A 21268-nucleotide genomic window follows, 5' to 3' on the forward strand; every position below is an offset into this window, starting at 1 on the left:
TCAAAAATTACTAAATTATATTTCGTAGGATTTAGCTAGATAAAATTATGTCTTACATCCCAGAAAATGCGCTGATTGTGCAGAGCGATCGCACTATTCTTTTAGAAGTACATTCTCCCACAGCAGCTAAAGCTAGAGAAGCGATCGCACCTTTCGCTGAACTAATCAAAAGTCCCGAACATATCCACACTTATCAAATTACACCCCTAAGTATTTGGAATGCACGAGCGGCGGGGTTGCAGGTGGAGGCGATGGTAGCAGCGTTACGGGAATATGCCAAATATCCCATCCCGGAAGCAGTCGCCCAAGAAATCAGCACTTTGGGTAGTCGCTATGGCTTGACGGTAATTGAACGGGATGGGGATAATCTACTGCTGCGGATGAGTGACCAGCCATTAGCGGAGTTGCTGTCACGGGATAAGCAAGTTGCACCATTATTAGGTGCGCGTCTTTCTGAAGTTTGCTTTCAAGTCGCGGCGAGTTTACGCGGTGTACTTAAACAGGCTTTGTTAGCGGCTGGTTATCCGGCGGAAGATATTGCAGGTTATGTCACAGGCGATGCTTTAGCCATACAATTGCGCGAAGAGACACGTACAGGCAAAAAATTTCTGCTGCGGGACTACCAAAGTCAAGCAGCAGAAGCATTTTATCAGTCGGGAAGAGTACAAGGTGGCAGTGGCGTAATTGTGCTACCCTGCGGTGCAGGTAAGACAATTGTCGGTATGACTGCGATCGCTGCCGTGCAAGAGAGTACACTTGTACTAACAACTAGTTTAACATCTGTGCGACAGTGGCGGCGGGAATTGTTGGATAAAACAGATTTACCAGAAGATGCGATCGCAGAATATAGTGGTGAAGTCAAAAATACAGGGCCAATTACCCTATCAACTTATCAAATCCTGACCTATCGCCATCAACGCGACGGTGACTTTCCCCACTTTGATTTATTTAGCGCCCGTTCTTGGGGTTTAATCATTTACGACGAAGTTCATCTCCTCCCCGCGCCAGTTTTCCGCATCACTGCTGAACTGCAAGCCCGTCGCCGCTTGGGACTCACCGCCACCTTGATTCGGGAAGATGGTAGAGAAGGTGATGTTTTCGCCCTGATTGGGCCGAAACGGTATGATGTTCCGTGGCGCGAATTAGAAGGTGAAGGTTTTATCGCCACGGCGAGTTGTACAGAAATTCGTGTATCTCAAGATAAAGAACGCCAAATGGAATATGCTTTAGCACCCAGGCGCAATCAGTTTCGTGTCGCTGCCGAAAATCCGCGCAAGCTGCAAGTTATCAAAGACTTGTTAGCAAAAGAATCAGGACACCGCATTTTAATTATTGGCGAATTTCTGTCGCAATTGGAAGCGATCGCCCAAGTTACCCAACTACCTTTAATTACTGGTAAAACCCCGGAAAAAGAGCGAGAAAAACTATATCAAAGTTTTCGAGAAGGGGAATTAGGCGGACTCGTTTTATCCAGAGTTGGTAACTTTGCCATTGATTTACCAGATGCAGATATTCTCATTCAAGTATCTGGTAAATATGGTTCTCGCCAAGAAGAAGCCCAACGCTTGGGTAGAGTTTTACGCCCTAAATCTGATGGTCGTCCCGCGCAATTTTACACTTTAGTTTCGCTACGTACTTGTGAAGAAGATTTTGCCCGTCATCGTCAGTTATTTTTAACTGAGCAAGGTTATAGTTATCAAATTGAAATTATAGATTAAGTGGAAATTGCTATAGGACTCATATTTGATTTGGGAAAAAAATCAGTACACTCAGATCAGGCTTCTTTCCTACTCCCGACTCCCTATTCCCTATTCCCTACCTACACAAATAAATTCAGAAATCAAACCGGATTCCTATATATGATAGTATCAATTAATGAAAAAAATATTATTTATCTGTAGCCAAAATAGATTACGGAGTCCTACGGCTGAGGTAGTATTTGCAGAATATGAAGGACTAGAAACTGACTCAGCAGGATTAGACCATTACGCTGAAGTTCCAGTTTCAACAGAAGCAATTGAATGGGCTGATATTATTTTTGTGATGGAACAGTCCCATAAACGCAAGTTAACAAAAAACTTTCAACCTTTTCTTAAAAATAAGAAAATCATCTGTTTAGATATTCCAGATGATTTTGAATATATGGAACCAGCTTTAATTGAGATATTAAAGAAAAAGGTACTTCCCCTTTTAGGAACCTATTAAATCAAGAGGTGTAAAGGTGAATGACCGAACAAAGCAAAAGTTAAAAGTTAAAAAGCAAAAGAAGTTAAGGATAATTTTAGCTTAGGTAAGGCGATAGCTAAACCCAACCTACGCCAAATCCGGTTTTTGACGTTACTTCCCAGAACAGTAGCTATTAATTTCAGTTACTATTGCACTTTCATCACTACCACTCTTTTTTAAGGATGCTAGAGAAGTGTTTGCGGCTTTGAGATTTTTTTTATCAAAAGCAGCAGCAGTATCACGGAAACCTTTGCTGGTATCTTGATATAACTTGATAAATCGTCCTTGAAAGCCTTTTAATTTTTCATCTTTAATTTCTAATGCTTTCATTTCATTCGCCAAATTACCAAGTTTATCTGCAATTTCTGTGAATGTTTTAGAACCTGTATCGCGCTGCGAATTTTTGCTAAATTCTTGACTTAAGGTTACTGCTTGATTGGCAACTTTGATAATTTTATTGCATTGAGCTACTTTGCTTTCGCCGCAACCTGTAAATGTAACTGCGATCGCTGCTGTAGTGGAAAGTAAAATAGTTCTTTTCACAATACTTTGCATTTTTTGGGTTCTCCTACACATATCTTAATTTCAGACAAGCGACAAATAAAGCAAATTAGTCACAGCAAAAATATTTCTGAAAACCATGAGTTTTAAATAATAATTTAACTTTTGTGTCTAACTTACTACTCGCACTGCTACGTTATACTGCATGTTTTTGAAGATGCGTATTAAAAGTTATTAATTTAACAAAACTTAAAATTTATCTCTAGGTTGAGGAAAATTCTAGGCGATCGCTTGACTATACAAAGCTTCTAACTAGTCATTTCATCAACACTAATGATTAAATTTTCAGATAGTTTTGGATGTATTTTGACTTAGTTAATCAAAGTTGATGTAAATCTTAATTAATTGAGATGATCTGTTGTCTCAATAAATCTTTGTTATGAGAACACAAACAAGTGTATTAAAGATTATAAATTTTTCGTGTTATTTATATAGATTTTTTGTGAAGACTCAATCTTTTAATCAGGAGAAAAAACACTGAATTTTATAATCCTGGCATTTGCAAACTTCGCATTGCAATTCTTGACTGATATAACTTTTGGTAACTTTTACGCGAGACAACTACCAAAAGATAGATTTATGAACTTGTGATTACAAATTGATATTTCATGAGGAGTAAAGTATATGTTGAAAATCGACAGATTAACAACAAAAATCAAAAATCTAGCGATTGTGAGTGGTAGCGCCGTATTCATGACATTGGGGATTAATACCTCTGCAATGGCAGCAATTTTGTATGACTTAATAGATATTAATCCAGAAGATATTTCTGTTGGTTATCCAGTTTACAATGACATACCTACTGACATTAATGATGCTGGTCAGATAGTAGGGTATATATCTGTTCCTGAAACTAATCGTTATAATCCTGGCTGGCTGTGGAGTCGTGAAAATGGCAGAGTTTGGATTAACGATAGTTCTGGGCAAGTAGATACCATTGCAATTATCCCATCTGGTATCAATAATTTAGGACAGGTATCAGTACATAGAAGGAGTGCTGATTATGGTAGTTGGACTGGTATATGGAGCGAAAACGGTAGCGTTACTCCTTTAGAAAGAAGCTATTACTTTCAGAGTAATGCCGCCTATGGCATTAATAATCTTGGCCAAGTGGTAGGTTCTTCCAATTTTTCTTCTGAGCCTATATACAACGATATAGGAGAATTATTAGACTTTGAGGGCAAAGATCATGCTGTTTTATGGAATAGTAGCACTGAAAGAATTGATATTGGAACTCTTATTGGTAGAGAAAGGAGTTATGCAACTGCCATCAATGATTCGGGGCAAGTAGTAGGATATTCAAACAATAATTTTAGTGATAATCGTGCTTTTTTTTGGAATCCAGAAACGGGTGTACAAGACATTGGCACCTTGCCAGGAAGAGATTACAGTATTGCCTCTGCAATTAACAATCAAGGTCAGGTGTTGGGCTTTTCTGGTAGTAATAATGGAGGGAGTAGCTTCTTGTGGACTCAAGAGGCTGGTATAATCCCACTCCCCATAAGAGCATCGGATATTAATGACTTGGGTCAAGTAGTAGGTTATTGTCCCGGAGTATGGACAGAATTTTGTTTATGGAGTCCTGAAACTGGTGTAACCAAACTCGATATTTCTTTTGATCCCACTGTAGATTGGAAATTAGAAGTATTAGCAGGCATTAATAACAAAGGTGAAATTGTTGGTTATGGGCGCAAGCGCAATTCCATTGAACCTGATGTTATCCGTCCTTTCTTGCTAACTCCTAGAAACGCTGAACCTGTACCAGAACCAATCACAATGGGGGGTACATTGTTAGCAGGAGTTGGTTTAGCTTATTTGCGTCGTCAACGTCGGTTGCGTTCTTCTCAAGTTACAGAATCATAAAGCTAAGAATAGGTTTGGGGTATGAACGAAACTTTTACTCATACCCGAAAATTTTCTATATCTCCCACGCATATCTTCATTTCAGACAAGCAGTAGATAAAACAAACTAGTACAATAAGGCGTAAATAAACAGGCCATAAGAAATTGCTAAAAGGCTTGTGGTATCATTATTCTTTCTTTTTCCTTTTGCCTTTTTCCTTTTGCCTTGTTGTACTAGTCACAGCTTGAGTATTTCTTACTGATTTTTTCATCAAAAAAACATTTTAAGCTGAAAAAATCTCAGTTAAACTACTGTTAGTATATGTATCAGTAGTTATTTCAATGAAATTTAACTGGCTAAAAAAATTATTGAGTGTTTCAACTTTAGGTTTCTCAATTTGGGGAATGTTTTTGATATCAGCTTCATCAGTTCATTCCCAAAACAGCAATGAAGCGGTTTCTTTTAGATCATATAACTTGAGCGATCGCTATATTCGCCACAAAAATTTCGTAGGTTATATAGAGCAAATTGGTGATGAACTTGGAAGAAAAGATGCAACCTTTAAAATAGTTCCAGGATTAGCTAATAACAAATGTAGCTCATTTGAATCTGTTAACTTTCCAGGTCACTTCTTAAGACACGAAAATTTCCAGATCAAGTTGTCCAGGAGAATCAATCAGCAGTTATTTAGAGAAGATGCTACCTTTTGCATTAAGAATAGACTCTTTGGTGATAATCCTCATAGTAGTTCATTTGAATCTCTAAACTTTCCCGCACACTATATCCGTCACAAAAATTTTGAGTTGTGGTTAGAACCCTCAGATGGTAGTGATTTATTCAGACAGGATGCAACTTTTATCATCACCAATCCACTCTATCGGTAAGTTGTTCATAGTATTAAACATCTCCAACAATTAATGCTGATGTTTGACGCATAAAAAAACAAGGATTGGGGAGAAGGTGAAGGGATATAGGATTTACCTAAAACCCTTACACCCAGTCTCTACAGCAATGATATAGCGTAAATTATTTAAGCTGTTTTACTTAAGATTATGTCCAATCAATTAGCTGATTACTTAATAAAATTACCCCAAAATATAAAATTGCTTACCAAAAGCATATTCATTAATATTTTTACTGTTGCTGTTAGTTCGATATTATTAACCAACATTTCTATAAATCAAGGACAAGCATCATGTACAGCCCCTTATGGCAATCTAGACTTTGAGCAACAACCACATCCCTCATCTTATTGGGAAACTGAAGGACGTGCAGGTTTTGATGTTAATAAAGGATATAGTTTTAGTGGTAAAAATAATGCCTGGATGCGGAATGTTTCGGATTGGAATGGCATTCGTCAGCAAGTACGCCTCCAGCCCAATTCTAACTATATATTAGAAGCTTATGTGCGGACATCACCCAATGTCACAGATGGATATTTTGGAATGCGTGATACTGAACAGAAAGTTTGGTCTGAACTCAAGTTTGGCAGTTTACCACAATATACAAAGCTAACGTTACAGTTCCGTACTGGGAATGCTACCACTTATAACATTTTTACTGGTTTCTGGGCTTTAGGACAAGATAGCTGGGTGCAGGTTGATCACTATTCTTTAAAAGGCCCTAGTCCCAACTGTCCTATTGAATAAAAACTTATAGTATCTTGGTGCTTTTCTGTGGGTTTTAATCACTAATTATGTAAAATGCACAAAGTAAAAGATATGGAGAAATAAAAAATGGCATTAACTGGGGTCAGGATTGTGTTGGTAGAACCAGCTGGCCCAATTAATGTGGGTGCGATCGCTCGTGTGATGAAAAATTTTGGTTTGTACAACCTCATATTAGTTAACCCCCAATGTGACCCGCGATCGCCAGAAGCAATGAAAATGGCTGTCCATGCCAAGGATATTTTAGAATCTGCCCTAGAAGTAGCAACTTTACCAGAGGCTTTGCAAGGATGCGTCAGAGCGATCGCCACTACTGCGCGTGTGCGTGATTGGGGAACACCATTAGAAACACCCCGTACCGCCTTACCTTGGTTACTCGCAGAACCAGACAAACCCTCGGCGTTGATTTTTGGCAGAGAAGACCGGGGATTAAGTAATGAAGAATTAAATTATGCCCAGCGATTTATCCGCATTCCCACCAGTGAGGTATATCCCTCATTAAATTTAGCCACGGCTGTCGGAATTTGTTGTTATGAACTGGCGCAACAGGTAGAAATCGCCCAACCGCAGATCAGTCAACCAACAGAATTAGCACCTTTTGAACTGGTAGAAGCCTACTACCAACAATTAGAATCGCTACTGTTAGATATTGGTTATCTCTATCCCCATACAGCCGCGAGTCGGATGGAGAAATTTCGCCAACTATATAATCGCGCCCGACTGACAACTAATGAAGTGGCAATGCTGCGGGGGATTTTTCGGCAAGTAGAGTGGGTGCTAAACAATCGTAATGATGATGAAAACTTATGATGTATCGATTAATATATACGGAATCTCCCTCAAAATAGATAATATGGCTTAAACTAAACACACTACTGAGTAGTCAACGTTGATTTCAGCATCAAGCTGTATGAACAGTCAGTTTTAGGCCGGAAGTCTGCAAGAAAAAATTCGAGTGAGTCACAAGGAGTACCAGTGACAGAATCAAGTGACAAACTAAGAGCTTTCTCGCGGCGACAACCCGTAAATGGCCGCCCGCGATCGCGCAAAGCTCCAAAAGCACAACCAAAAAAAGTGAAAGTTCCCCAGCCACAGCAACGACCTGTGGGTAGAGAACAGATACTGGCATCAGGCGCGATCGCAATGGGCGGAGTTCCCCGGCCAAGACCAGGGCTAGTCATGCCAACGGCTGTCAAACCCATACCCAGAAAACCCGCTTATGTTCCACCCCCGTACCCCAACACTGTTAAGGTAAAAACAGTGCGGGTACAAAAGCCGCCACAGCCCAAAGGAACTAAAAGAGTGTCAAAAAAGACACGGCTCAAGCCAATGGCGAGAACGATGTTATATATCCTGCGATTGTTAATTGTGGGAGTCGGTATGGGTGCGATCGTTGGTACAGTATTATCAGCTCTCGACCCGGCTACTCGCATCAATTCCAACTCGCCCGTGTCATCAAATACTAATAATTCTGGCCAAGTTCAGTCACAAAGCACCCCTAATCCTGTAGCGCCAACTTCCGGTTTATACCTGTCCCAAGAAATTACTCCACTCAAAAATGCTGTGCAGAATTTGGCAGCTACCACCCCAGACCTCACACCGGGTATTTTCTTAGTTGATTTAGATAATGGTGGCTATGTAGATATTAATGCTGCCGTTGGTTTTCCTGCCGCCAGCACCATTAAAGTCCCGATTTTGGTAGCATTTTTCCAAGATGTTGATGCAGGCAAAATCCGCCTAGATGAAATGCTGACCATGCAGCAAGATATGATAGCTGGTGGTTCGGGGAATTTCCAATTTAAGCCTGTTGGCACACAGTATAGTGCCTTGGAAGTTGCCACCAAAATGATTACCATCAGCGACAACACAGCCACAAATATGCTGATTGCGCGACTGGGAGGCATAGACGCATTAAATCAACGTTTTCGTAGTTGGGGATTAACCACAACAGTAATTAAAAATAAATTGCCAGATTTACAAGGCACAAACATCACCAGTCCCAGAGAATTGGGTAACTTGATGGCAATGCTGAATCAAGGTAACTTTGTGAGTCTGCGATCGCGCGATATCATGTTGGATATTATGCGTCGTACCGAAAGAGATAATCTCCTACCTTCTGGTTTAGGTGCAGGTGCCAGAATCTACCACAAAACAGGTGATATTGGCACAATGTTGGCAGATACGGGTTTAGTGGATATTCCCAATGGTAAGCGTTACATCATTTCCTTGATGGTCAAACGCCCAAATAACGACCCCCGTGCCGAAAAACTCATTAGTTCCATTTCTCGGATTACTTACGAAAACCTCAGTCAAAGTAGCCCAGCAAATACAATCAATAACAATATCCCCACAAATACTTATCCATCCCCGTCCATTAGTTCTCCCGTACCGAATACTACTGGGATGATGCCCATAAGTGGTTATCAATCACCTATAATGAATCCTACTGTCCCTAATAACATCCCAATGACTGGCTATCAATCACCAGCCATTAACCCTCAGTATTATCCCCCAAGATAAATTTGTAACTTGGCATTTTTCATGACATCTACCCCACCCACAATTCAGTTTTTTGCAGGCATTTTTGAAGAACTCAGCAATGTGAGTTTGCGACGTGGCAAAGTTTCGGGAAACCGCATTGTCGCTATGACTTTTAATCAACTACAAGCTTTAGAAGGCTTTAATAGTTTTACAAAACCATCTTTAAATTCCTTACTGTTAACTGATGAAGAAGGTGAAATTAGCGTAACTCCTTCTTCAACTAAGTTTATTTTTGGTGGTGATGAGGGTGATGAATTACAACGGGTAGAATGCCAATTTGAAATTGAACAAGATGATCATTGGGAACGCTTTATGCGTTTTATGCACCGTTACGCTGAGGCTAATGGGATGGAGTATGGCAGTTCTAATTGAGGGAAATAAAGTAGATAGGAGGGAGAGATAGATTTTTAAATCATTTAGGATTGATAAATAGAACTTATGCAAGAACTATCTCCCGTTCTTGTCGCTTTTTTGTTATGACAGGGAGAGAAAAATACTAACCCACTGATGAATGCTAAACAAATTAATGAATTGAGCGATCGCCAGCCCACTTTATCATTTAAACACCCTTTTTGAGAAGAAACTTAAAACTAGGAGTTTCGGATTATTCTCTGCCGAAGGTAACAAAAGAGGGATAAATACCTGTATTCTGCTGTATTTTGGGATGACTTAAACTATGCAGGATATCTTTTTTAGATATATCTGCTATCCTCTATATACAATTACGTCAACACCTTGTTAAAAGGCTACATTTATCGATAAACTATCAGCTAGATTTGGTAAGTTTACTGCTATACATCTCCTGCTAACTGATGGAAAACTCACACATAAATTTAGAGTTAACTAATTATCATCACAATGCAAATTTCAGTTTTACATTAAATCCCAATTTTACAGAGATAATTAATTTTAATCAACCTTCTAAAACAGTAAATGAACCTTTTTTTAAAGATATCACTGCTGGTAAAAATTCTTATGTTTATGACGCTCATACATATCATACTAAAGTTCCACCACAAGGAATTAAACCTTTAATTGAACATTATACAAATCCTGGAGATGTCGTCTTAGATCCTTTTTGTGGTTCAGGTATGACTGGAGTAGCAGCAACAGAACTCGGACGCAAAGTTTTATTGTCTGACTTATCTCCAGCAGCAGCTTTTATTGCTTATAACATTAATACTCCTATTGATTCTGGTCGTTATCTCAATGCAGTTAACACTCTTTTAAATCGTGCAGCACAACTCCAAAAACAATTATATACCACTCGCTGTCGAGAATGTGGTTCAGAAACAAATGTTTTATATACTGTTTGGAGTTACGGATTAATTTGTAATCATTGTCAGCGAGAGTTTATTTTTTGGGATGTTGGACGTGATGAAAAACCTTCTGTTAAAGAAAGTAAAATCAAAAAAGAAGTAAACTGTCCTCACTGTAATGCTTTACTTAAAAAACGTAATCTTAAACGAACTCAACGTTACCCTGTAGCTATTGGGTACAAATGTTGCGGACATCGCCTAAAAGAAAGTTGCGTTCCTTTGGACACTTTTGATTATCATCTGATCGATTCAATAGAAAGTTCATTAATTCCCGAAAATCTTTGGTTCCCACAAAATAAGATTCCAGTCGGGGTAAATACCCGCCAGCCTATCTCTGCTGGTATAACTACAATCGACCAATGCTATACCCGTAGAGCTTTATATGCAATGGCATTTCTCTGGAAAGAAGCATCTAATTGGCCAGATAAAGAAATTCGAGAAAAGCTTTTGTTTACATTAACATCTTTATACCAACGTGTAACAGTTTTTAGTGAGTTTAGATTTTGGGGTGGTAGTGGAAATACCGCAAATTTCAATGTACCAACTATCATGAATGAGCAGAATGTATTTCAAACTTTTCAAAGAAAAGCTGCAACAATTAGTTGGTATTTTCGAGAATCTGCTCATATTCCCCGTACTGTTCAAGTCAGTACTCAGTCTGCTTGTAGCCTTAGCCAATTACCGAATAAATCCATTGATTATGTGTTCACAGATCCTCCCTTTGGAGCGAACATTAATTATTCGGAAATGAATCTGATTTGGGAAAGTTGGCTGCAACAATGGACAGATAATACAGAAGAAGCGATCGTCAATTCTGTTCAAGGTAAAAGTTATGCAGATTATCAGAATCTTCTCACTAAAGCTTTTATGGAGATTAAACGAGTCTTAAAAGATAAGAGTTGGTTAACTGTTGCATTTCATAACTCATCGGAAAAAGTATGGATGGTAATTCAAAAAGCTTTAGCAGATGCAGGTTTTGAAATTAAAGGAACTCAAATCTTCGATAAAAAGCATGGCACATTTAAGATGTTTGTGTCAGATAATGCTGTGGGCTACGATTTAATATTGCATTGTCAAAAAATCGACAATGTTCAATTCTATCCACAAAACAATATACAGATAAAGCAAAATAATGACCAGATAGTACAGCAAAATATCATCAAATTTATCAAAAAATATTTGGCTCAAGAAAAAAGTTTTACTAAAAGCTTTCTCCATGTTGCACGTCAACCTGAGTTTGACTATCGACGTTTATATTCTAAGTGGTTAGCTACAGCTATCAAAGACAGTTTAATTTCGATTAGTTTTGAATCTTTTCGAGAACTCGTCGATAAAATTAAGTTAGAGAATACACAGATGCACAGACCTCGAACATTACCAGCCTTTACCCAAAAAGAATATGAAGATGCTCAGACCTATCTTGCTATTAAAGTAGCTTATATGATGGGTCGAAAGTTTGAGGAAGGAGATTGGGCAGATGTTTACTGTCGTGCAAAAGGAATCCCCAAAGCTGGGTGGTCTAATTTAAATATTGATGTGATGTATGATCTTCTAGGCGTAGAGCATAAGATGCTTTGCTATCGATCAAAACCTGATTTAAGAGATGCCTGTGGTACAACTTTAATGCACCCAGCAGCTACCCGCTCAATCCGCATTCCAGTCGATGATCAAGATCCAAATCAAGTTATGCGTAATGTCCTAACACAATATGGTGAACTGATTAATCAAAGGAAAAATAAGGTGAGTCAGCAAGCCCAATCTTCTGGTATTCCTGACATGAGAACTGGATGGTTGCTTTGGCAAGAAAGCTTACGACAATTTTTATATTTTGAAGAAGAAATGCTCATTCCTAATCCAGATGATTACTATGCGGAATGGAGACCTTCAGGTGGTGGTTCCAGGAAACAAAGTCAAAATTTATGGATTTATGAAAGAGAAACTGGCAAGAAAAGATACTCTGTCACAACATCAGCAGGTGCTAAAATTCAACCATACTTTGATATTCCATCTCCAATTGATCCAAATCTTTACATCTTCACTGTAATTGGAGAGGTTTTGAATACAGGCTTAATCAGAGTTTGGCTAACGGAATCAACCAAGAGAGAATTACAGCGACTTGTGGGTTCACTAGATACAACAATTGTTAGCGAAACAATCTTGAGAGTTATAGATCAATTAGGTGAAATCACATCATCGAACACTGATGACTTTGAGATAGGATACCCCATACTTTTGACTCAAGATGCTTATGCTGCATTACAAGACAAGCTACCAGGGGTTAACGATGACCACTGCTTTAGGTTGCTGACTCAATACCTAAGACACAAAAATGACTGAAGCACTGGCGTTAGTGTTTTTTGAAAGATTCTAGTGATTACCTTGTTCTCGTAATTGGACAATTTCACATGGCAATATAAAAGGCTGTTCTGCATAGTAATTTTGAATTTGTTCAAGAGTTAATCCTGGGTCTAAATTAACTTTGTGCCATTCCTCAGAGTTGTATTGCTGCACCCATTTAATAATTTGATTCAAAAGCTCATGTACTCTAGACATAATTGAAAAAGTTTAAGCGCAATTTCTTATGGACTATCTCATACTTCTGCTCTACATATTTTAAAATTGTAGAGTAAATAACTCCAATCACATTTCCTATGAGTATCTTAATCCCTGATGATATTCTCAGAGCCGCAAGAATGACGGAGGATGAGTTAAAGTTAGAAATCGCTATTATGCTTTATAAGCAAGAAAAAATTAGTAGCGGTAAAGCTCGTACTTGGACGGGATTGACAGTAATTGAATTCCAACATGAACTTGCCAAGCGTGGACTTTGTATTAATTATGATGTAAAAGATTTTGAAGCGGATATAAAAACTTTGCAGTCGATGAAGCTATTGTGATTATTGTTAGTGATACATCACCTATTACAAATTTGGCAGCGATCGCGCAGTTAGATTTGCTGCAAAAACTTTACAATCAAATTATTATTCCAGCAGCAGTTTACAACGAAATGGTATTTGTTGATAAACTTGTTCCTGGTGCTATGGAAGTGCAAACCTTTGCCTGGATTCAAACTCAGACAGTTAAAGATTTACAACAAGTAATTATAATTCAGGAAAGTCAAGAAAATATTGACTTGGGTGAAGCTGAAGCGATCGCCTTAGCCTTAGAACTTAAAGCTGATTTACTGTTAATGGATGAACGTCGAGGGCGTATAGTAGCAAAAAGTTATGGTTTGCAAGTGACTGGATTATTGGGAGTGCTTGTACAAGCTAAACGGAATAATTTAATTCCAATTGTTAAACCGCTTATTGACCAATTAATGGAACAAGCGGATTTTCGTGTCAGCGAACAGTTGTATACAACTATTCTGCAAATTGCAGGTGAGTAATTTATGTTATGTCAAATAAACAGGTTTTTATGATCTAGATATTACGTTGTGCTAAATATTGATACATTTGCCAACGTGCATCAACTTCGGCTTGTGCTTGTTCTAACAACTGCTTGGCAATTTCTGGTTTACTCTTGGTGAGCATTTTAAAGCGATTTTCTTGATACATGGATGCTTCTACAGATGTTGTAGGAGGGCGCATATCTAATTGCAAGGGGTTCTTACCTTGTTCTTTTAATAGGGGATTGTGGCGATATAACAACCACCGCCCTGATTCTATCAAGGCTTTTTGGTGATTCATGCCGGTGGTCATGTTGATGCCGTGGGCGATGCAATGGCTGTAGGCAATAATTAGTGAAGGGCCTTCATAAGCTTCGGCTTCTAAGAATGCTTTGAGGGTGTGGTCATCTTTTGCACCTAAAGCTACACTCGCTACGTAGACATTACCGTAGTTCATGGCCATTAAGCCTAAGTCTTTTTTCGGTGCAGGCTTACCACTGGCAGCAAATTTCGCTACGGCTGCTTTGGGGGTGGCTTTGGAAGATTGACCGCCAGTATTAGAATATACTTCTGTATCCATCACCAAAATATTGACGTTGCGACCACTGGCTAACACATGGTCAATACCGCCAAAGTCAATATCATAGGCCCAACCATCACCGCCGATAATCCAGACGCTTTTTTTGACGAGGTAATCTGCAATAGATTTTAAATTGATAATTTTAGATTTTAAATTCGCGTCGATCGCAGCAGTTAAAATGTGATCTAACTTGTCTTTTAATAATGCAACTCTTTCTCGTTGTTCCCAAATATCGGCTTCGTTTTTTTGTTCGGCACTGAGGATAGAATTAACGAGATTATTGTCTAATTTACTGCTGATTTGTTGTAATAATTCGGCGGCAAATTCGGCTTGTTTATCTATGGATAAGCGATAACCAAAACCAAATTCGGCGTTATCTTCAAATAAACTATTTGACCAAGCCGGGCCACGTCCATCGGCGTTGATTGTCCAAGGGGTGGTGGGGAGGTTGCCGCCGTAGATGGAGGAACAGCCGGTGGCGTTGGCAATAACTGAGCGATCGCCAAACAATTGTGTTAATAATTTTAAATAAGGTGTCTCACCACAACCAGCGCAAGCACCAGAAAATTCAAATAAGGGTTCTTGTAATTGTTGTTGACGAATTTGGTTTAATTTTAAATTTCTGCGGTCAGGATTTGGTAAGTTTAAAAAGAAATTCCAATTTTCTCTTTCTTGTTCTCTTAAAGGTAGTTGCTGTGCCATGTTAATGGCTTTTTTGGTAGGTTCAGATTTATTTTTAGCTGGACAAATATCTACACAAATAGCGCAACCTGTACAATCTTCGGGAGCAACTTGAATAGTAAATTTTTGATGATTAAAATCTTTATCTTTGGCATTCACCGACTTAAAGGCGGATGGTGCATTAGCTAATTCACTTTCTTGATATACTTTGCCACGGATGGCGCTGTGCGGACAAACCATCACACATTTACTGCATTGTACGCAGACATCCGGTTCCCAAACGGGGATTTCTTGGGCGACGTTGCGTTTTTCCCATTTGGCTGTGCCTGTGGGGAAGGTTCCGTCTGCTGGTAAGGCACTGACAGGTAAATCATCACCTTGCCAAACCATGATTTTACCGAGGACTTCTTGGATAAATTCAGGCGCACTCACAGGTAAGGAATTGGTCGAGAATAATTCCTCATCTAGCCATTTACCTTGTTCGGCGGTGGGGATATTGACTTGATGCAGATTATCTAAGGTCATATCGACCGCTTGCAAGTTCATGCGGACGATATCTGCACCTTTTTTACCATAAGTCTTTTCGATCGCCTTTTTAATTTTGGCGATCGCATCTGCTTGTGGCAATACCCCCGCTAAGGCAAAAAAGCACACCTGCATAATTGTATTGATGCGTCCTCCCATGCCACTTTCACGGGCGACTTGGTTGGCATTGATGACATACAATTTCAGCTGCTTATCTAAAATTTGCTGTCGGACTTTCACGGGGAGATTTTGCCAAACTGTCTCTTTATCAAAGGGACTGTTTAACAAAATTGTCGCCCCAGTTGCCGCCCCTTGCAGGACATCGACCTTTTCTAGAAATACCCAGTGGTGACAGCCAATAAAGTTGGCTTTGTCTATCAGGTAGGTAGACCGTATCGGTTGCGGCCCGAACCGCAGGTGAGATACGGTCATGGAACCGGATTTTTTCGAGTCGTAGACAAAGTAACCTTGGGCGTAGTTATCGGTTCCCTCACCGATAATTTTGATGGAGTTTTTATTCGCCCCCACCGTCCCATCGGAACCCAAGCCGTAGAACATTGCCCGGACAACGCTATCGGGTTCGATGGAAAAGTTGGGGTCGAAGGAAAGGGAAGTGTGGGTAACATCATCGTGAATACCCACAGTGAAATGATTTTTTGGTCTTGGTTGAGACAAGTTATCGAAAACGGCCTTGACCATTGCAGGAGTAAATTCCTTGGAGGAAAGTCCGTAACGCCCACAGATAATCATCGGTGGGACTTGATCTCGACCACTACCACGGGCAGCGACAATTTCTGAGGGAACCTCATCTCTGCCACTACCACGGGCAGCGACAATTTCCGAGGGAACCTTGTCTCTACCACTACCGCGTTCAGCATAGATTTCGTGGATAGCTGCGACCACATCGAGATATAGTGGTTCGCCGGTGCTACCTGCTTCTTTTGTGCGGTCTAAAACCGCGATCGCTTGTACAGTTTCTGGTAACATTTGCACAAACCTTTGGATATCAAAGGGACGGTAGAGGCGTACTTTCACCACGCCGACTTTTTCCCCACGGGCGTTGAGATAATCAACTGTTTCATGGACGGTTTCACAACCAGAACCCATGATGACAATTACCCGTTCCGCATCTTCAGCACCGTGATATTCAAAAATGCGGTAATATCTACCTGTGCGATCGCCAAATTGATCCATGATGTTCTGGACAATCTCTGGACAGGCGTTGTAGTAAGGGTTTGCGCCTTCCCGCGATTGAAAGTAAACATCAGGGTTTTGGGCAGTACCCCGCAACACAGGGCGGTCTGGGGTTAAAGCACGGGCGCGGTGTTCTAAAATTAATTCGTCAGGAATGAGCGATTTAATATCGTCATCCGCCAATAATTTCACCTTCTGCACTTCATGAGAGGTGCGGAACCCATCAAAAAAGTGCATAAACGAAACTCTTGATTTGAGAGTAGCTGCATGGGCGATGAGGGCTAAGTCGTGACTTTCTTGCACTGAAGCGGAACACAACAAGGCAAAGCCAGTCGCCCGCGCCGCCATCACATCACTATGATCGCCGAAAATGGATAAAGCATGAGTAGCCAATGAGCGTGCAGCCACATGAACAACTGTGCTAGTGAGTTCCCCCGCAATTTTGTAGAGGTTAGGAATCATTAACAATAGCCCTTGAGATGCCGTAAATGTGGTACTCAAAGAACCTGTTTGTAATGCCCCATGAACTGCACCAGCCGCACCACCTTCACTTTGCATCTGCACAACGCTGGGAACCGTACCCCAAAGATTGGGACGACCTTCTGCTGACCAAGCATCCGCCCATTCACCCATCGCGGAAGAGGGAGTAATAGGATAAATAGCAATTACTTCATTTAATTTGTAAGCAACACGGGCAACAGCTTCATTCCCGTCGATGGTTGCAAAGGTTTGACTCATAATTGTAGTCCTAGCCTTTAAACGGCACTATCAGACAGCGTTGTGGTACTAATTAGAAATAGTTAAAGCCTGGAAGTTGGTGGTTGGTGTTAGCTGCATCCAACTGGAAAATCCAATATGTGTAGGTAGGATTATCCCTGGTTAGGATAATATTTGATTGACCACTTGCGGGCTTTGGAGTTGACTCTAAATAGTGATTGTATGCTCTTAGTATCTCATCCGAAATACTTTATTTAATAATATCTATTAACGATGTACTCAAGGGCAGAAACAATCTCTATTCAAGACTTTTGAATAGATGCTTTTGATTTGTGGGGGTAGAGGTGCGGGAACTGATTTGAGTTTTCAAAACAGCTTTATATGCCTGATTAATCTATTCTAAAATTTTAGCGGCTGATATTTAAAAGCACAAAATTAATTTGAAAAATATGCCAATAGTCATAATTTAAATATGTCTATGGTCATAAATAAATCATGAATTATTTTGGGTTAATATTTTTAGTTTGGGGCTGGGGTGATATTGAAGATGGGCGTGGTGTCAGATGATTGCGTAAAAACAATAAAGGAATACTCAGTAAACCTAAAATCATCACCACTGCGGTGAGTATCCACACAGGTAAACGATTGGGTTGATAATCTCCCCGTTCAATTTGCCAGAAAACCTGATTATATCGCCACGCGGCTAGAGCGATCGCACTTACTCCCACAATTACTAAAGCAACTCCTAAATTCTCCGAGTTAAATAACGGATGTACTGTTGGTTCTTGTTGCGTAATTGCCGTATTTAATTGGCGTAAAAATAGACCAAATCGCGCAATGGCAAAACCAAAACCAATTAAACCGATGGAAGTTCTCAACCAAGCGAGAAAAGTTCGTTCATTGGCTTGATGTTCCCGTTGACGGTCTATTTTATTCATGAGTAAACTAATCTACAACTCCTGATACTCTCCGCGCCTCTGCGACTCTGCGTGAGACAATATCATAAAATGATATGACGTAACTGCGATCGCCCCGACCAACGCCACCAGATTGCCAAAGTTGGTTTTGCAGTAAAATCACGATGGATGGCGTAACGCAACCAACAAAATTTTAAACAAACTCCTGGTTCATAAGTTAACAGCCAAATTTTTTCATACCTGACTAAATCACCTATCCAAGCAGGTTCTAAGTTTTCATTTTGCGCCACCTTAATCATAAAGTTAGCAAAAGCGATCGCATCATCCCGATGTTTTTTTATTCCCGTGGGTAAATAAGTTTCCGCATATCGCCAAAACAAGGTATTAAAATTTTTGCCCAACACCTTAGCAGTTCTGGGTAACAGTTCCCGTATTTCCCCTAACCGCTTCCACTTGAGAGAATTGGCAAATATATTGACTTCCTGTGATGAAACTTCGGCTAACTTTTGTACTTCATCATCACTCAAACCCAACTCCACACCCACCGCTTGCGGGTTGGCAAAAAAACGCCCTCGAAATTCAGTATTGGTGTAAAGCTGGGCTAAAACTTGCTGGGTTTGTGCTAACCCCATCTTTGATAACTCCTAAGCTGTTAAGTATTTAATTTGTATCTACGATTTCTTGGCGTTCTACCCTGCGGGAAGCCGCTTGCGCGTCTAATGCGACTTGGCGGTTCGATAAATTAGACTTTTTGACGATTTTTGTGTAAGTCCTGTATGTATGGGAATTACGCAACAACTCTCTCAAACTCTCTTAAGTAACCACGCAAAATTAATTACAGTCATTGCGAGCGAAGCGAAGCAATCCCAGCCCTTGCGATTGCTTCATTTCGCTTCGCTCCATTCGCAATGACTTTGTGTAATTAATTATGTTTAACTACTTACCTTCGTGTCCTTTGCGTCCTTTGCGGTACCCTGCGGGAAGCCGCTTGCGCGTCTACGTTTTTTCTATTCCCCACACCCACCCAAGCAACTTGGTATGAGAATCTTTCGTGCTGTCTGCAATTCTTGGACTATTTCTGTAAACGGAGGTAAATTTTCATCCCGTTCTAACACTATCCCTTTCATCGGAATACGGGCGACAACTTCCGCCATTATTTGCCAAACTTCCGCAGGGGTTGACTGGGAATGACTATCAATTAATACACCATCGTGCCAATGTCCGCCGACGAAATGCAACTGCACAACACGTTCCCACGGTAAATCATTGAGAAAATCTTGGACATCATAACCATAATTCACCGCATTAGTATGTAAATTCGTCACATCCAACAGCAACCCACAGTCAGCACGTTCTACTACTTCTGCCAAAAACTGCGCTTCCGTCATCTCTGCACCAGGAAGTTTTACCATATAGGTAATATTTTCCAGAATTAACGGCACATCAACAAAGCGTCGCACTTCGGCAATATTGCGACAGAGTATATCTACCGCCTCTTTGGTATAAGGTAAAGGTGACAAATGCCCAACATCCACACCGCCAGCTTTGGTAAAACAAATATGTTCACTCCACCAAGGCGGGTTAAGTTGTTTAATTAAGGTTGCAAGTTTGCCTAAATAATCTGTGTCTAAACCTTCCGCACTACCCAGCGACAAATTAATGGCGTGGGGAACTATCGGGAAATGTGCAGCCAGTATTTCTAACTCTTGTTGTTTTTGTACTGGTGCATCAAGATAATGTTCTGCCACAATTTCCAGAAAGTCCACTTGTGGACGGTTGAGAAACAAATCACTTTTGAATGGTTCTCGAAAACCCAACCCGACACCCAAACTAGGAAGTTGAGATAACATCATTTTTTAGTCTCCACCACAACCGCCACAACCACAGAAACGCAGAAAATCAACGTTATTCATGTCTGTGATGATTTTTGCGATCGCCACTACTAAACCTATCGCCACTGAAATAATCAGTAACTTGAGTATTACCGATTTTGTAATTGTGCTTGGTACAGGTTTATCTAACATTCTTTCAGTCTCAATTCTTCAGACAGCCTGTTGTATGACATTCTCTCTAACCGCCACAACCGCCACCACAACCGCCGCAACCACCACCACCACAAGAACTCCCGCTACTGCATGAACTACTACTACAAGAACTACCGCCAGAACCACTACTACAGGAACTACTAGAAGACGAACTACTGCGGCTACTTGTTGTAGAATAAGCTGGCGGCAAGAACGCTTTATAGTAAGCATCGTAGGCAGTTCCAGCCAAAGACTCAACACCAAATAGTGCTAATACCAGTAAGTTGTTGTTGACGATAGAAGTTTCGCGCAGTTGGTTGAAGGTGGTTTGGAGTTGTTGCAGATACCTGTTTCCGAGATGACTTAGGGGCGGATGGGGCTGACTCACAAACCACAGCAGATAGATAATCGATAATACCCCCATGAGTATCAAAAAACCCACGTTATAGCGTCCCTTACCCAAGGCTATCAGCAGCTTATAACAACCGAAGCTGAAAATCAGCATTGCCCCCACTAAGCCAAATTGAACGTTACGTATTTGCCATTTACTTGCATACAGTAATTTCTCATCATCCAACTGTTCTTGATAAGCAATGCAGAATGGTTGTACACACTCGGTAGCTAACCACAAAGATGTTTTAGCCGTAGCAGGTTCAGAAATTTTCTCAAAAACTTGCCGTTCGACTGGTTGTAAATTTGATATGTCAGGATGATCTGATGTTTTACTGATAGTCTGTCCACTAACTTGCAAATAACCCTGCTGAATCAAGTTGAATAAGACTAAATGAGCAATTCCGGTTGCTTGAGAACGCAAGTAAGCGATTTTGTAAGGATCTGGTTCAGCCGGAATTAGCGGTAAAGGCTGATTTTTTGTCGGATCTTGGACTAATCGTCCACACAATAACAAAGTTGCGGCAATAACAATACCATACAATAGCAGAAAGTTCGGCCCATACATATCTGCAACGAAATTGTGCAGTAATGTATCCATTACTTTTACTCCTTGTTAGGAACAATTAATTGTCAAAATTTTGGTAGCGGTTGTTTAATTCATCTCGCTTTTTCAACTCTACTCAGTAGTATAT

General features: G+C 40.2%; 19 protein-coding genes. 11 read left to right on the top strand and 8 right to left on the bottom strand.

Features of this window, described 5'->3' with window-relative positions; translation table 11 throughout:
• The first annotated feature begins 47 nt into the window (after positions 1-47).
• Positions 48-1718 carry a DNA repair helicase XPB gene (locus tag H6G28_RS08595; protein WP_190589948.1) on the top strand — a complete coding sequence of 557 codons (1671 nt, stop codon included), beginning with the start codon at positions 48-50 and terminating at the stop codon, positions 1716-1718.
• Positions 1719-1875: 157 nt separating this feature from the next.
• Complete coding sequence (locus H6G28_RS08600; protein WP_190589949.1) at positions 1876-2205, top strand: low molecular weight protein tyrosine phosphatase family protein; 330 nt, start codon at positions 1876-1878, stop codon at positions 2203-2205.
• A 132-nt stretch (positions 2206-2337) separates the two neighbouring features.
• Here the strand turns inward: H6G28_RS08600 and H6G28_RS08605 are convergent, their stop codons facing one another.
• Positions 2338-2781 (bottom strand): hypothetical protein, encoded by a 444-nt coding sequence (locus H6G28_RS08605; protein WP_190589950.1) that lies wholly within the window; start codon positions 2779-2781, stop codon positions 2338-2340.
• Between the two features lie 630 nt (positions 2782-3411).
• On the opposite strand from H6G28_RS08605, the gene H6G28_RS08610 reads away from it, so the two are divergent.
• The 7 genes from H6G28_RS08610 to H6G28_RS08640 all read left to right on the top strand — a co-directional run bounded on the left by H6G28_RS08610 (position 3412) and on the right by H6G28_RS08640 (position 12494).
• The gene (locus tag H6G28_RS08610) at positions 3412-4650 is read left to right on the top strand and encodes a PEP-CTERM sorting domain-containing protein (RefSeq protein WP_190590071.1); all 1239 of its coding nucleotides are present in this window, start codon (positions 3412-3414) and stop codon (positions 4648-4650) included.
• Positions 4651-4971: 321 nt separating this feature from the next.
• The gene (locus tag H6G28_RS08615; protein ID WP_190670278.1) at positions 4972-5514 is read left to right on the top strand and encodes an AbfB domain-containing protein; all 543 of its coding nucleotides are present in this window, start codon (positions 4972-4974) and stop codon (positions 5512-5514) included.
• Positions 5515-5682: 168 nt separating this feature from the next.
• Entirely contained in the window at positions 5683-6279 is a 597-nt protein-coding gene (locus tag H6G28_RS08620) for a hypothetical protein (RefSeq protein WP_190589952.1), read from the top strand.
• 87 nt (positions 6280-6366) lie between these two features.
• Entirely contained in the window at positions 6367-7107 is a 741-nt protein-coding gene (locus H6G28_RS08625; protein WP_190589953.1) for an RNA methyltransferase, read from the top strand.
• 165 nt (positions 7108-7272) lie between these two features.
• Complete coding sequence (locus H6G28_RS08630) at positions 7273-8817, top strand: serine hydrolase (RefSeq protein WP_190670280.1); 1545 nt, start codon at positions 7273-7275, stop codon at positions 8815-8817.
• 21 nt (positions 8818-8838) lie between these two features.
• Complete coding sequence (gene psb28 / locus H6G28_RS08635) at positions 8839-9210, top strand: photosystem II reaction center protein Psb28 (RefSeq protein ID WP_190589955.1); 372 nt, start codon at positions 8839-8841, stop codon at positions 9208-9210.
• 440 nt (positions 9211-9650) lie between these two features.
• Entirely contained in the window at positions 9651-12494 is a 2844-nt protein-coding gene (locus H6G28_RS08640; RefSeq protein ID WP_190670281.1) for a DNA methyltransferase, read from the top strand.
• A gap of 30 nt (positions 12495-12524) precedes the next feature.
• Here H6G28_RS08640 and H6G28_RS08645 read toward each other — a convergent pair whose 3' ends face one another.
• A complete protein-coding gene (locus tag H6G28_RS08645) occupies positions 12525-12710 on the bottom strand; it encodes a hypothetical protein (RefSeq protein WP_190670283.1) in 186 nt (61 codons plus the stop codon).
• Between the two features lie 98 nt (positions 12711-12808).
• Here H6G28_RS08645 and H6G28_RS08650 point away from each other — a divergent pair, with 98 nt between their 5' ends.
• A complete protein-coding gene (locus tag H6G28_RS08650; protein ID WP_190670285.1) occupies positions 12809-13054 on the top strand; it encodes a UPF0175 family protein in 246 nt (81 codons plus the stop codon).
• Positions 13051-13545, top strand: a complete 495-nt coding sequence (locus H6G28_RS08655; RefSeq protein WP_190589961.1) for a PIN domain-containing protein — start codon at positions 13051-13053, stop codon at positions 13543-13545. The genes H6G28_RS08650 and H6G28_RS08655 overlap by 4 nt, the downstream gene beginning before the upstream one ends.
• A 34-nt stretch (positions 13546-13579) precedes the next feature.
• Here the strand turns inward: H6G28_RS08655 and nifJ are convergent, their stop codons facing one another.
• The 6 genes from nifJ to H6G28_RS08685 form a co-directional block, all read right to left on the bottom strand.
• Positions 13580-17263 carry a pyruvate:ferredoxin (flavodoxin) oxidoreductase gene (gene nifJ, locus H6G28_RS08660; protein WP_190670286.1) on the bottom strand — a complete coding sequence of 1228 codons (3684 nt, stop codon included), beginning with the start codon at positions 17261-17263 and terminating at the stop codon, positions 13580-13582.
• 479 nt (positions 17264-17742) lie between these two features.
• Complete coding sequence (locus H6G28_RS08665) at positions 17743-18180, bottom strand: YidH family protein (RefSeq protein WP_190589963.1); 438 nt, start codon at positions 18178-18180, stop codon at positions 17743-17745.
• Positions 18181-18242: 62 nt separating this feature from the next.
• Positions 18243-18791 (bottom strand): SCO6045 C-terminal-like domain-containing protein, encoded by a 549-nt coding sequence (locus H6G28_RS08670; protein WP_190670288.1) that lies wholly within the window; start codon positions 18789-18791, stop codon positions 18243-18245.
• Between the two features lie 375 nt (positions 18792-19166).
• Positions 19167-20012, bottom strand: a complete 846-nt coding sequence (locus H6G28_RS08675; RefSeq protein ID WP_242054493.1) for an MbnB/TglH/ChrH family RiPP precursor modification enzyme — start codon at positions 20010-20012, stop codon at positions 19167-19169.
• A gap of 3 nt (positions 20013-20015) precedes the next feature.
• A complete protein-coding gene (locus tag H6G28_RS08680) occupies positions 20016-20183 on the bottom strand; it encodes a hypothetical protein (protein ID WP_190670290.1) in 168 nt (55 codons plus the stop codon).
• Positions 20184-20229: 46 nt separating this feature from the next.
• Positions 20230-21174 carry a TIGR04222 domain-containing membrane protein gene (locus tag H6G28_RS08685; RefSeq protein WP_190670291.1) on the bottom strand — a complete coding sequence of 315 codons (945 nt, stop codon included), beginning with the start codon at positions 21172-21174 and terminating at the stop codon, positions 20230-20232.
• Between the last annotated feature and the right edge of the window lie 94 nt (positions 21175-21268).

Source organism: Nostoc sp. FACHB-190, assembly GCF_014696905.1.
In the GTDB taxonomy this organism is placed as follows: Bacteria; Cyanobacteriota; Cyanobacteriia; order Cyanobacteriales; family Nostocaceae; genus Nostoc_B.